The 12,898-nt window shown below is 35.7% G+C and carries 11 protein-coding genes; 3 read left to right on the forward strand and 8 right to left on the reverse strand.

Annotated elements, in window-relative coordinates:
* Positions 1-24 precede the first annotated feature (24 nt).
* Positions 25-489: an IPExxxVDY family protein gene (locus tag ACJJVP_RS06745; RefSeq protein WP_405411982.1), complete on the forward strand. Its 465-nt coding sequence runs from the start codon at positions 25-27 to the stop codon at positions 487-489.
* A 2-nt stretch (positions 490-491) separates the two neighbouring features.
* On the forward strand, positions 492-1,934 hold the full coding sequence (gene pyk / locus ACJJVP_RS06750; protein WP_405411984.1) for a pyruvate kinase: 1,443 nt from the start codon (positions 492-494) through the stop codon (positions 1,932-1,934).
* Between the two features lie 72 nt (positions 1,935-2,006).
* On the opposite strand, the gene ACJJVP_RS06755 is transcribed toward pyk, so the two are convergent.
* The 6 genes from ACJJVP_RS06755 to dinB all read right to left on the reverse strand — a co-directional run bounded on the left by ACJJVP_RS06755 (position 2,007) and on the right by dinB (position 10,369).
* The gene (locus tag ACJJVP_RS06755; RefSeq protein WP_405411987.1) at positions 2,007-2,531 is read right to left on the reverse strand and encodes a PAS domain-containing protein; all 525 of its coding nucleotides are present in this window, start codon (positions 2,529-2,531) and stop codon (positions 2,007-2,009) included.
* Positions 2,532-2,795: 264 nt separating this feature from the next.
* Complete coding sequence (locus tag ACJJVP_RS06760; RefSeq protein WP_405411989.1) at positions 2,796-4,244, reverse strand: TolC family protein; 1,449 nt, start codon at positions 4,242-4,244, stop codon at positions 2,796-2,798.
* Positions 4,231-7,479, reverse strand: a complete 3,249-nt coding sequence (locus tag ACJJVP_RS06765) for an efflux RND transporter permease subunit (protein ID WP_405411991.1) — start codon at positions 7,477-7,479, stop codon at positions 4,231-4,233. The genes ACJJVP_RS06760 and ACJJVP_RS06765 overlap by 14 nt, the downstream gene beginning before the upstream one ends.
* A 16-nt stretch (positions 7,480-7,495) precedes the next feature.
* Complete coding sequence (locus ACJJVP_RS06770) at positions 7,496-8,581, reverse strand: efflux RND transporter periplasmic adaptor subunit (protein WP_405411993.1); 1,086 nt, start codon at positions 8,579-8,581, stop codon at positions 7,496-7,498.
* Between the two features lie 147 nt (positions 8,582-8,728).
* A complete protein-coding gene (locus tag ACJJVP_RS06775; RefSeq protein ID WP_405411995.1) occupies positions 8,729-9,154 on the reverse strand; it encodes a hypothetical protein in 426 nt (141 codons plus the stop codon).
* Positions 9,155-9,265: 111 nt separating this feature from the next.
* Positions 9,266-10,369 carry a DNA polymerase IV gene (gene dinB, locus ACJJVP_RS06780; RefSeq protein ID WP_405411997.1) on the reverse strand — a complete coding sequence of 368 codons (1,104 nt, stop codon included), beginning with the start codon at positions 10,367-10,369 and terminating at the stop codon, positions 9,266-9,268.
* Between the two features lie 52 nt (positions 10,370-10,421).
* Between dinB and ACJJVP_RS06785 the strand changes: the two genes are divergently transcribed.
* Positions 10,422-10,895: a CYTH domain-containing protein gene (locus tag ACJJVP_RS06785; RefSeq protein WP_405412000.1), complete on the forward strand. Its 474-nt coding sequence runs from the start codon at positions 10,422-10,424 to the stop codon at positions 10,893-10,895.
* Here ACJJVP_RS06785 and ACJJVP_RS06790 read toward each other — a convergent pair.
* Positions 10,892-11,470: a TetR/AcrR family transcriptional regulator gene (locus ACJJVP_RS06790; RefSeq protein ID WP_405412001.1), complete on the reverse strand. Its 579-nt coding sequence runs from the start codon at positions 11,468-11,470 to the stop codon at positions 10,892-10,894. The genes ACJJVP_RS06785 and ACJJVP_RS06790 overlap by 4 nt on opposite strands.
* Before the next feature lie 17 nt (positions 11,471-11,487).
* The gene (locus ACJJVP_RS06795) at positions 11,488-12,891 is read right to left on the reverse strand and encodes a TolC family protein (protein ID WP_405412003.1); all 1,404 of its coding nucleotides are present in this window, start codon (positions 12,889-12,891) and stop codon (positions 11,488-11,490) included.
* Positions 12,892-12,898 lie beyond the last annotated feature (7 nt).

The raw sequence follows: 12,898 nt of genomic DNA on the forward strand, positions 1-12,898 counted from the left end.
CTATATTTACCCTTTTGTTGAAGTATGGCTGCTACTTATAAAATAAATGATGATTTTTACGATGAATCTTTTAGCCTTATAGCTTTACACACTACCTTAGAAGATTTTGCTTTGGCCTACGGTTTAAACCAAAGTATGAAGGCAAAATTTGTAAGAGCAAAAAAGAATTTTAATCTTGCTGAACATAAATCGTTTCCCATTTTCGAATGGGAAGATGAGTATAATGATATGTATTGGGTATTAATTGCGAATCATAGCAGTGAAAAAGAACTCATAATACATGAAGATTTATTTAAGAACGAAACAACATATAAAACTCCAAGGTTGATGCCAGAGTATAAAGATGTTGATTATCTATTGAAAATAGAAACAGAAAAGGATTTTGATATAAATTCCTTAATTAAAAAAATATTGATGTTGCCAAGAGTTATGGCAGCATATGAAATAAGTACAGAAAAACTAAAATCAAAGAACAATCTAATTTTTTAAATATGCCAACTGTAAAAAAGACGAAAATTGTAGCCACATTAGGGCCTGCAACTAGCAAGAAAGAGGTACTCAGGAGCATGATTGATGCAGGAGTAGATGTCTTCAGAATTAACTTTTCTCATGCAGATTATGCTGATGTAAAGGAACGTGTAGAAATGATTCGCGAACTAAACGCTGAAATGGATACCAATACATCTATTTTAGCCGATTTACAAGGTCCCAAATTACGTGTAGGCGTAATGGCAGGTGATGTTGTAGTTAGTCCAGGTGATGAAATAACATTTGTAACCGGTGAACCATTTGAAGGTTCTGCAGAACGTGTTTACATGAATTATAAAGAATTTCCTAGAGATGTTAAAGCTGGGGAACGTATTCTTTTAGATGATGGTAAATTGATGTTCGAGGTTGTAAAGACCAATGGAGAAGATGAGGTTTTAGCCAAGGTAATACAAGGCGGGCCATTGAAGTCTAAGAAAGGGGTTAACTTACCAAATACAAATATATCTTTGCCTGCTTTAACAGAGAAAGATGTTAAGGATGCCGAATTCGCTATTTCTTTAGAGGTAGACTGGATTGCACTTTCTTTTGTTCGTTTTAGCCAAGATTTGATCGATCTTCAGAATATTATCAATAAACATTCTGAACATAAAATTCCGATTATTGCTAAAATCGAGAAGCCGGAGGCAGTAGAGAATATTGATAAGATTGTTGCTTATTGTGATGGTTTAATGGTTGCCCGTGGTGATTTAGGTGTTGAGGTACCTGCTCATGAAGTTCCATTAATTCAAAAGCAATTGGTATTAAGAGCTAAGAAAGCTAGAATACCGGTAATTATTGCGACTCAGATGATGGAGACAATGATTACGAGCCTTACGCCAACAAGGGCCGAGGTGAACGATGTTGCTAATTCTGTAATGGATGGTGCAGATGCGGTAATGTTATCTGGTGAAACATCTGTTGGTAATTATCCTGTTCAGGTTATTGAAAAAATGTCAAGTATTTTAGAGAGTGTAGAAGGTTCAGATTTAATTCATGTTCCTCATGATCCACCGCATATTCGTACGAAAAGATTTATAACTAAATCAATTTGTTATCATGCTGCGTTAATGGCAAATGAAATTAAGGCAAAAGGAATCTCTACATTAACAAATAGTGGGTATACGGCTTTTCAAATTTCAGCATGGAGACCTAGTGCGCATATTCTTGTATTTACTTCAAACAAAAGAATACTAACACAATTGAATCTATTGTGGGGTGTTAAAGCTTTTTACTACGATAAATTTGTTTCAACTGATGATACTATTGATGATGTAAACCGTATTGCATTCAATAAAGGGTATTTACAGGTTGGGGATATGTTAATTAGCCTCGCAGCCATGCCGATTAAAGATAAAGGAATGGTGAATACCTTAAGGGTTACAGAAATTGAATCTGGTGATATATAATCAGAATAAATATGATTTAAAAAAAAGGATTGCTCTAAAGCAATCCTTTTTTTATACTTTTATTTTATCCGATTAAGCTATTTCCTTTTCAAAAGCAATAAAATTAACTACCTCACCTTTATTGTCAAAAACGGGTTGTCCCTGAATCCAACAATTATAAGTAGAGCCATCTTTTCTATAGTTGACTAAAGTAACTTCAAAAGGTCTTTTTTCTTTTACTGCATCAGATACAATTTTTAAAGTAGAGGAAGATGTCAATTTTCCCTGAAACATTTTTGGACTTTTCCCTATTATTTCTTGAGGATGATATTGACTCATATTCCACATATTCTTAGTAGCAAAAACAATGTTTAACTTGGTGTCGGTTACCACAACAACGTTTTTATTTTCTTTTAATTTGGTATCTAGAATGTTGGTGTCAATATCCCAAGAATTGGCGTAAACCAAACTTAAAAGGGCAACTGCATCTTCTTCGATTTGTTTTATTTCTTCATAATTAGAAGCATAAAAATCCCAAGATAGAATGGGTAACATCGTAAAATTTAAAGTTTTTCTAAACTTGATTACGGCATTGTCGTAATCTTTCAAATCTATCATACTGTGTAGTTTATAGAGGTAATTATATTTTCTTATTCATAGCAATTAGTGTTAAAGCTAAAAAATTACTTTTGACAGTTATAATTTTAAAGTAGTATTAGTATTAATGTTTAAGTCTTAGTTGCTAATACTTAAAAACGAAGTCAAAAAAGTTGAACACTAAATTGCTTTATTTTCTCATAAAATACGCTAAATAATAAAAACCCTAATAAGAAATACTCTTACTAGGGTTTTAAAACTCAATTTTACTTGTTTATGACAGTACTAGTTCCATCCGCCACCTAATGCTTGATAGATGTTTATTCTTGCCATTAATTGATCTTTTTTAGTTTCGACCAATTCCATCTTAGACTCTAACGCTTCGCGTTGTGTCAGTAATACTTCAATGTATTCAATTCTTGCAGATTGAAATAATCGTGTCGATAAATCAATTGATTCTGTCAATGCCTTTACTTGATGTTCCTTTAAGTCATAACTCTGTTTCAAATTCTCCATTTTTGACAACTGATTTACAACTTCAATATAACCATTCAAAATTGCTTTTTCATATTCATAAACTGCTTGAATTTGCTTTGAGTTAGCGGTATTGTAATTTGCTTTAATAGCATTTCTATTAATCAACGGACCAACAATATCACCAACTGCACTATATATTATCGATTCTGGAGTCTCTGTCAAGTACTTAGCTTTAAATGCTTGTAGCCCAACACCTGCTTTTAAGCCAATCGACGGGTAGAAGTTAGCTCTTGCTACTTTAATATTTAGCTTTGCAGCTTCTAACTCATATTCAGCTTGTCTAATATCAGGTCTGTTTAATAATAACTGAGATGGTAATCCGGCATAAATAGTATCCATTTGGGTTTCAATAAACCCTTCAGAATTACGTGCAATGGATTGAGGTTGGCGTCCAATTAAAAAATTTAATTTGTTTTCTATTTCAACAATTTCTTGCTGTACCTCAAACTTGTGACTTTGGTTTTTTAAAACCTCTGCTTCAAATCTTCTAACGGCAAGCTCTGTGGCTCTTGCAGCTTCTTTTTGTAATCGTACCATTTTAAGCGCATTGCCTTGTAAGTCAAGGTTTTGCTCTATAAATGCTAGTTGATTGTCTAATGCGATAAGCTCATAATAAGAATCTGCAATTTCGGCAATTAGTCTAGTGACCATAAAGTTTTTACCTTCAATGGTAGATAGGTATTCTAGAGCAGCTGCCTTTTTAGAGTTGCGAAGCTTCTTCCAAACATCAAGTTCCCAAGTGGCAAAAAGTCCGGCAGAGTAATCCGTTAAAGGCTCGGGAAATTCTTCTCCGTCTTTCATATTCAGATTTTGTTCCACAGCACCATCGCGGGTATATTCACCTACTTTTTCAACTTCGGCACTTACACCATAGTTGACAAAAGGCAAGTATTCTCCTTTTCTCGCTTTTACTTCATTATGGGCGACATCAATTTGCTGCATCATAATGCGTAATTCTTGGTTATTTGCCAATGCGGTATCAATCAATTTTGTAAGGTTTTCATCTTTAAAGAAATCCTTCCATTTTAATACTGCACTGTTCGTAGAATCTGCGACCAGATTATCATATCGTGTAGGCAAATTTTTATTTACTTCTTTTAGATCTTTCGTAGGTACACACGAATAGAATAAACCTACGTTAATTAGAACCACCAAAAGTAATTTACCATGCTTCATGGTTTTTTTAATTTTGACCATCTTCTTGTTTTTTGGTTAGTTTTTTAATCATTTGTTTTAGTTCTCTAAGTTTCTGTCGGGTTTTGCTTTCACCTTCGCTAAGTCGCATGAACTCTTCAGAAACTGGCTCGTCAGATTCCCCTTTTATAAGTCCGCGACCATCTGCCATTTTAGCAAATATGTAATACAGACCTGGAATTATAAGTACACCGATTAAGGTTCCCATAAGCATACCACCCATGGCAGAACTACCAATTGTTTTATTTGCTATTGCCCCTGCACCGTGTGCGATTACTAAAGGAATAAGACCTGCAATAAACGCAAATGAAGTCATTAATATAGGTCTAAAACGCACCTTTGCCCCTTCAATGGCAGATTCTAGAATAGTACTGCCCTGTCGTCGTTTTTGCACGGCAAATTCCACAATAAGCACCCCGTTCTTACCTAGAAGCCCGACGAGCATGATTAGTCCGATTTGTGCATAAACATCATTTGCGAGCCCCATGGTCTTTAGCATAAAGAAAGAACCTAGCACCCCAATAGGTAAGGATAGAATAATAGCAAGTGGAAGTAGAAAACTCTCATATTGTGCCGCAAGCACGAAGTACACGAAAATTAGAACGACCAAGAATATGTAAATAGATTCATTTCCTCTTTGTGCCTCGTCATAAGACAGTCCTTCCCAAGCGACATCAAAACCTCTTGGCAGTGTTTGCTCGGCAACTTCATTAATAGCGTTAATGGCATCGCCACTAGTATAACCTTCTGCAGGTAGTCCTCTAATGGAAGCCGAATTGTACAAGTTGTATCGGGTAATTTCATTAGGTCCAAGTTTCTTTTCCATAGACATAAACGCCGAATACGGTACCATTTCACCTTCTTCGTTTTTCACGAATAGCTTCTCTAAATCCGAAGGCAAAGCCCTGTATTCAGGAGCTGCTTGTGTATACACTTTAAAGAATCTACCAAAACGAATAAAACCTTGCTCGTAGGTACTACCAATAAGAATATTCAAGTTTTCCATGGCTTTATCTATGGAAACCCCTTTTTGCATAGCAATTTTGTTATTGATTTTTAACTCGTACTGCGGATAGTTGGCAGAGTAAAAAGTAAATAACCCGGTAAGTTCATCACGCTCGGATAAAGCTTCCATGAATTCGTTATTTATCTTTTCAAACTCGTGATAATCCGTTCCGTCGGTTTTATCTAAAAGACGCATGGAAAATCCGCCAGAAGAACCAAAACCAGGTACGGCAGGCGGTTCAAAATATTCAATTACGGCACCAAGGTCTTTAGTTTCCTCCTCAAGCTCTTCCATAATTTCATGAACGGAATGATGGCGGTCTCCCCAAGGTTTCAGGTTAATTAAAACCGTACCGGCATTAGAACCACGACCCTCGGTCATAATTTCATAACCTGCTAAGGAAGAAACAGATTCAACACCTTCGGTCTCCTCACAAATAATTTGTAGTTTTCTAGCCACATCATTCGTACGCTCTAGGGTTGAACCTGGTGGAGTCTGAATAATAGCATAGATCATACCTTGGTCTTCGTTAGGTATAAATCCTGCAGGTAAGGTTTCGTTGGTAAAAAAAATACCAACACAGAACGCGCCTAGAATACTGAAAGTAAGTACCCTTCTGGCGACGATTTTATTTAGCACCTTAACATACCTGCCGGTTAGCTTTTCGAACCCTCGGTTGAACCAATCTATAAATTTATCTATAGGAGATTTTTTACGTTCCTTACCGTGATTGTTTTTAAGAATCATGGCACAAAGTACTGGGGTTAATGTTAATGCTACAATGGCTGACAGAATAATTGAGCCCGCCATGGTTATGGAAAATTGCCGGTAGAAAACACCAACAGGTCCAGACATGAATGCAATAGGTACGAATACCGAAACCATCACTAAAGTAATGGCGATAATGGCACCACCAATCTCATTAACCACAAGTTTTACCGCCTCATAGGGGCCCAAATGTGTTTCTTCCATTTTGGCATGCACTGCTTCTACCACCACAATCGCATCATCGACCACAATACCAATGGCGAGTACCAGTGCGAATAAGGTAATAAGGTTAATGGAGAGCCCGAATAACTGCATGATGAAAAATGCACCAATTAAGGAAACAGGTACTGCAATAATGGGAATTAAGGTAGAACGCCAATCACCTAAAAAGAGGAATACCACAATGGCAACCAGTATAAAGGCATCTCTTAACGTATGTATAACTTGTTCTATAGATGCGTTTAAGAAATTAGAAACGTCATAACTAATTTTATAATCCATGCCACTTGGCAACTCAGATTTTAGTTCTGCTAATTTATCCTTTACCTCGGTAATTACATCACTGGCATTACTGCCAAAGGTTTGTTTTAAGACAATAGAGGCAGAGGGCTTACCGTCTAGGTTAGAATAAATATCAAAAAATTCACTTCCCAATTCAACATCGGCAACATCTCCTAAAGTTAAAATTTCACCTTCAGGATTCGCTTTTAAAATTATGTCCTTGTACTGCTGTGGTTCATCATACCTATCTTGGTAGAGAAGCACATATTCTAACGACTGCGATGTTTTACCTGAACTTTGCCCAATTCTACCAGGGCGAGCCAAAATACTTTGCTCTTCCATAGCTTCAAGAATCTCTTCGGCAGATACATTGTAGGCACGCATACGGTCTGGCTTTAACCAAACACGCATGGCATATTTACGGCTACCTAAAATTTGAGCACTAGCTATACCGTCTATTCGCTGAATTTCAGGAATCATTTTAGTGTAGGCATAGTTATAAAGAAACAACTCATGGTCATCACTATTGTCACTATAAAGGTTCACGTACATTAACATACTGGGCTGTACGGGAGTAATGATGACACCTTCTCGTTGTACTAATTCTGGTAACAATGGCATTACTTGATCCACTCTTGTTTTTACCCTGACGACGGCTTGATTTGGGTCTGTGCCAGGTTCAAAAATAATACGGAGCGTACCTTCACCTGCACTGGTAGCATCTGATGCAATGTAACGCATACCTTGTACACCGTTTATGGCGGTTTCTAAGGGAATAAGCGTAGATTTCACCAAAACATCTGCACTAGAACCAGGGTAGGCAATAAAGATATTGACCGTCGTAGGCGCAATATCGGGGAACTGTGAAATAGGTAATTGCTTTATAGAGAGCAACCCTACAAATACGATTATCACCGATATGACGATAGCCAATACCGGTCTTTTTATAAACTTACTGAACATGTTTTTTGTTTTTAAATTACTCGGCGTAAACGGCCAATTTTGACATCACCTCGTTTGGTTCAGCAAATACAGTTTCTATCTTTTCGTTGTTTTTAACCATACGAATACCATCAACTAAGATTCTGTCTTTTGGTTGAAGACCTTTGCTAATAACAAAAAGGTGTGGAAGCTCTGCAGCGACATCTATTTCAGTTTGGTGCACCACATCATCTTGGTCTAAAACAAAAACATAACGCTTATCTAATATTTCAAAAGTGGCTTTTTGTGGAATAATTAAGGCATCCTTAAACGGTATGGTCATAAGTACACTACCGGTTTCTCCATGCCTAAGAATTTGATCAGGATTTTGGAATGTTGCTCTAAAAGCTATGTTACCTGTTTCGTTATTAAATTCACCTTCAATAGTTTCAACAATACCTTTTTGGTTGAATCTTTTGTTGTTCGCCATTAAAAGTTGCACTTCTTTTTTATCATCTTTATCCGTGCTGATGATGTAGTCTAAATATTCTGCTTCTGGAACATTAAAATATACCCACATTTTAGAGTTGTCTGACAATGTTGTAAGTAATTCACCCTCATCTAAAAGGCTACCTTCTCTAGCATGCAGGTAATCCATAATACCGTCAAAAGGAGCACGTATGTTGGTAAATCCTAAATGTGTCTGAGCTAAGGAAACTTCGGCATTGGCTTTGTCAAAATTGGCTTTTGCCATGGCAAGCTCATTTTTAGAAACGACATTACCATCTGTTAAAAGTTGGGTGTTTTGCAGCTCAATTTCAGCAACCTTGGCCTCTGCCTTTGCTTTTTGTAAATCTGCTTCATAGATATTGGGCATTATATTGAACATTTTTTGCCCTTTTTTAACTAGCTGACCTTCATCTACGTGAATTTCCTTCAAATACCCTTTTTCAAGGGCTCTGAGCTCAATATGTTTAAATGAATTTATTTGACAAACATAATCTTTGGTGATCGATGTGTCTTTTTTAATGGGACTTGTAATAAGAAACTTTGTATGTTCCTCTTTTTTTTCTTTTTTGGAATTACAACTCGTAGCTATAAATAATGCGCATACGATTGTGATCAGGAGAATTCTCTTGGTCATAAAATGAATATTTAATTGATTGGAAAAATGAATTTTAAATGCGCGGAGACACACAAGTTTCAAACGCAAAATGAATATTGAAACAATAATTAAATTGTGTAAAAAAAGAAGTGTCGGGTCAGATTAGAATCTAGACCAAAATAGATTTTAGATACGAAATACCTGGTATAGGACAAAGCGCCTATCAACTGTAGAGAAGGATTTAAATAGCTTGGAAAGTGTGTTGCTATTTTCTAAATAACTAAAAAGGAAAAGTAATGAAAGTAAATAGAAAGCTGCCGATGGATAATTTTGATCAACAGAGCTGCTTAAAGAATAATGTTTGCTTTCTTCCTCTTCTTCAATTTCTACAGCATCGAATTCTAAAGATTTTACATCATTTCCAAAAACGTTTTTTAAAACCGCCTTATGGTTATGGTCGCCAAAATTCTGATTTGAACTGAAAAATTTTGAAACCTGATTAGTGGTGTAAAATGAAGAACCCTCTATATTGTAATTAGCAAATAGAGTACCACCTATACTTGAAAGAAGTAGGCAGATAAAAAGAATAAATTGTAAAAAGTTCTTTTTCATTTTAACTGTTCAAAATTATTCTAGCTATTTATGATGTACAACTAAACGCCGTTAATTTTTGTTAAGGTTTATGATTATTCGTCAAAAGAGTAGAAAAGTATGGTGTATTTACTAAAAATCGAACTTTAATTGTACTAGAATTGATTTATCCTCAATTTTTTCTGCTACTTTTTTATTGGTATTCAAGTTAGAAAGTGAAATACCAAGTAATCTGACCGAGTTTTGAAGTTCTTCTTGATACAAAAGGTCCTTTGCAGTTTCTAAAATAAGGTCTTTATCAGCAATAAAATAGGGCATTGTTTTACTTCTTGTGTTCAAGGTGAAATCGCTGTATTTTATTTTCAGCGTTATAGTTTTACCTGCTACCTTAGATTTCGTCAATCTTCTTTCAAGTTCTTGGGCAATATGTTCTAAACGTTCTAGCATGAAAACCTCGCTGCTGAGGTTTTCATTGAAAGTGCGTTCTGCACCAACGGATTTTGGAATGCGATGTGGTTTAACTTCACTATTATGAATACCACGAACTACGTGGTAATAGTAAGGACCGCTCTTACCAAAATTCTCTGCTAGAAATTCGATAGATTTTCCTTTTAAGTCCTTACCGGTAAAAATGCCCAGCTTATACATTTTTTCAGCAGTGACTTTACCTACACCATAGAACTTACGTATATCTAATTCTTCCAAGAAAGGAATTACCTCTTCTGGATTTACTGTTTTTTGTCCATTGGGTTTATTGATATCGCTGGCAACTTTAGCAATAAATTTGTTGATGGAAATACCTGCGGATGCATTTAAGCCTGTTTTCTCTAATATACGTTGTCGTATTTCAGTGGCCAACATAGTAGCGGAAGGATTTCCTTTCTTGTTGACGGTAACATCAAGATAAGCTTCATCTAAAGATAGCGGTTCAACTAAATCTGTATACTCAAAAAAGATAGCTCGTATTTGTTTTGAAATTTCCTTGTACCGTTCAAACCTAGGTTTAACGAAGGTTAAGTGTGGGCAATTTTTTTTGGCTTGAAATCCGCTCATTGCACTACGTACCCCAAACTTGCGAGCTTCATAGTTCGCTGCAGATACTACACCTCTTTTTTCACTGCCACCTACTGCCAAAGGTTTCCCTTTTAAATCAGGGTTATCCAATTCTTCTACAGATGCATAAAATGCATCCATATCAACATGAATAATTTTTCGCAAGGGCATTTCATTGGGCATAAGCAAATTTAAGACTTATCTTAGTTTTTGGATAGTAGTTTTAACCATTCATATGATAGAAATAGAGCGTAAATTTTTGGTGAAATCTGACGATTATAAATCTGAAGCAACATCTAAAACACGTATTGTTCAAGGTTTTTTGAATAGAGACCCTAGTAGAACGGTAAGGATAAGAATAAAGGGTGATGCAGGATTTATTACTGTAAAAGGGAAATCTAACGCCACAGGTACTTCTAGGTTTGAATGGGAAAAAGAAATATCTGTAGAAGAAGCTGATGCACTTTTGAAATTATGTGAAAAAGGAATTCTAGATAAGTATAGATATGAAATTAACGTTGGAAATCATGTCTATGAAGTTGATGAATTTTTTGGAGAGAATGAAGGATTGACTATCGCCGAAATAGAACTGAACGATGAAAATGAATCATTTCAGAAGCCAACTTGGTTGGGTGTTGAAGTAACGGGTGAGGTAAAGTATTACAATTCACAGCTAAGTGAACACCCATTTAAGAATTGGATCGATTAATTCGTTTTTCGAATTCCGTTTAATGGAACAATTACCAAATGTTCTAGTAATTCATTATTACTGTAGCTATCAAAGAAATCTCTATTGGGTAGTATGACTTCGTTAATTCTAAGAAGAAATAGCTCACAGATAAGTTTAATATTAATGTTCTTTCTTAATTGCCCTTTATTTTCGGCCTCTTGTAAAAGGTCAAGAATATAGGTGTAAATTATAGCTTGTGCAAAATCATCATATAGCTTATATGATTGTGGATAGTATTTTTTTAGACCGAACAAAAAAGTAGGGCTCAATTTTCTCAACTCTTCAAGTCCTACCCTAGAAATATGTATTATTTTATCAAAAGGTTCTAATGCTTCTTCAGATAGTTGATAAAATCGTATCATTTTTTCATGTGTTCGATTCAGTAAAAGAGCAATGCTTTCATGAACCAACTGATTCTTATTATCAAAAATCTCATATAGTGTTTTCTTAGAGATTCCAAGGGTCTCAGCAACATCATCCATTCCGACCCTTTTGCATCCGTACTTAGAGAACAGCAATAGCGCTTGCTCGATATATGTAGTTTTTTTCTGCATTTCAAATAAACATGAACCTAATGCCATCCACCGCCAAGCGAACGATATAGCTCAACCGTAGCAGACAATTGTGATAATTTGTTATCTACCAAACTAAGTTCTGCTGTTAAAGCATTTTCTCTAGCAGTTAAAAGATCTAGGTACGTTAAATAACCACTATTCAATAATTCTTCAGAATTACTTTCTGCACGTTTTAATGCTGATACTTGTTTAGAGATAAATTCTTCTTTTTCTAAAGAGATATTATAATCATACAAAGCATTGGATACCTCTTGACCAGCATTTAAAAGTGTTTTCTTGAACATATATACTGCTTGTTCTTGCTGAGCTTGGGCTACTTCATAAGCTGTTCTTATTTTTCTTCCATTAAAAATGGGTTGAGTTAAGCCACCTACTAGATTTGCGAAAATGGAACTAGAGTCTATCCAATCATCAATTTCTAAACTTTGAAATCCACCTTGGGCAGAAAGGGTAATTGAAGGGTAAAAATTGCTTCGAGCAACATTGGTCAGTTCAAAACTATTGACTAAACCATATTCTGCCTGCATAACATCAGGTCGGTTACGAAGTAAAAGAGTTGGAACGCCTAGTTGTAGATCGTTAGTCAGAGTTTGCTCATCTAAAGTGGTACGAGCATAGGTTTGTGGTTGTTCGCCTAATAGAATACTCATGGTATTTTCAGTTTGATACAATGCATTTTTAAGGTCTAGTAATTGACTTTGAGCGCTATATAATTGCGCAGCAGTTTGATCTACACCTACTTGGTTCGCTTGCCCTGCTTCTTTTAAAGCTGTAATAGTCTCTAAACTTTTAGAACGGTTTTCAATTGTTTCTTCGGTAACAGAAATCTGCTTATCTAAAGCTAAAATTTGATAGTAAGTAGTAGCAATTTGTGCTACCAAACTTGTTTTTACAGCTTTATGCGCTGCTACTGTTTGTAAGTAGCTCGCATCGCTAGCGCGTTTTGTACTTCTTATTTTTCCCCAAATATCAGCTTCCCAAGATGCCGTACCAGATGCTTCATATTGATTGAAAGGCTGAGTGAAAAAACTACCAAATTGTCCGTTCTCACTAGTTCTTGCAGTTCTGGTCGCACTTGCAGCACCAGTAATAGTAGGTAAATAACCAGCTTTACCTTGCTTAACATAAGCCTCTGCAGACGCAATGCTCTGAAGTGCAATGCGAATGTCAAGGTTGTTTACCAATCCTTTTTGAATATAGGTCTTCAAATAAGAATCTGTAAAAAGGTCTTGGTAAGAAACCGATGCAAAAGATACACTGTCTTGAGGTAAATTATCGGTTCGAAACAGGTTTTCTGTTTCCAAATCTGGGCGCTCGTATGTTTTTGCGGTAAAGCAAGACTGCAATAAAAGTGGCAGAAAAGCGACCAGTATAAGTTTATTAGATACTAATTTATTCATGATTTCT

The organism is Maribacter sp. Asnod1-A12 (assembly GCF_045063735.1).
Classification (GTDB): Bacteria; Bacteroidota; Bacteroidia; order Flavobacteriales; family Flavobacteriaceae; genus Maribacter.

What these genes read in the sequence shown, in the direction of transcription:
- ACJJVP_RS06745 (WP_405411982.1), top strand. Translation starts at nt 25, where the DNA reads ATGGCTGCTACTTATAAAATAAATGATGATTTTTACGATGAATCTTTT.
- pyk (WP_405411984.1), top strand. Translation starts at nt 492, where the DNA reads ATGCCAACTGTAAAAAAGACGAAAATTGTAGCCACATTAGGGCCTGCA.
- ACJJVP_RS06755 (WP_405411987.1), bottom strand. Translation starts at nt 2,531, where the DNA reads ATGATAGATTTGAAAGATTACGACAATGCCGTAATCAAGTTTAGAAAA.
- ACJJVP_RS06760 (WP_405411989.1), bottom strand. Translation starts at nt 4,244, where the DNA reads ATGGTCAAAATTAAAAAAACCATGAAGCATGGTAAATTACTTTTGGTG.
- ACJJVP_RS06765 (WP_405411991.1), bottom strand. Translation starts at nt 7,479, where the DNA reads ATGTTCAGTAAGTTTATAAAAAGACCGGTATTGGCTATCGTCATATCG.
- ACJJVP_RS06770 (WP_405411993.1), bottom strand. Translation starts at nt 8,581, where the DNA reads ATGACCAAGAGAATTCTCCTGATCACAATCGTATGCGCATTATTTATA.
- ACJJVP_RS06775 (WP_405411995.1), bottom strand. Translation starts at nt 9,154, where the DNA reads ATGAAAAAGAACTTTTTACAATTTATTCTTTTTATCTGCCTACTTCTT.
- dinB (WP_405411997.1), bottom strand. Translation starts at nt 10,369, where the DNA reads ATGCCCAATGAAATGCCCTTGCGAAAAATTATTCATGTTGATATGGAT.
- ACJJVP_RS06785 (WP_405412000.1), top strand. Translation starts at nt 10,422, where the DNA reads ATGATAGAAATAGAGCGTAAATTTTTGGTGAAATCTGACGATTATAAA.
- ACJJVP_RS06790 (WP_405412001.1), bottom strand. Translation starts at nt 11,470, where the DNA reads ATGCAGAAAAAAACTACATATATCGAGCAAGCGCTATTGCTGTTCTCT.
- ACJJVP_RS06795 (WP_405412003.1), bottom strand. Translation starts at nt 12,891, where the DNA reads ATGAATAAATTAGTATCTAATAAACTTATACTGGTCGCTTTTCTGCCA.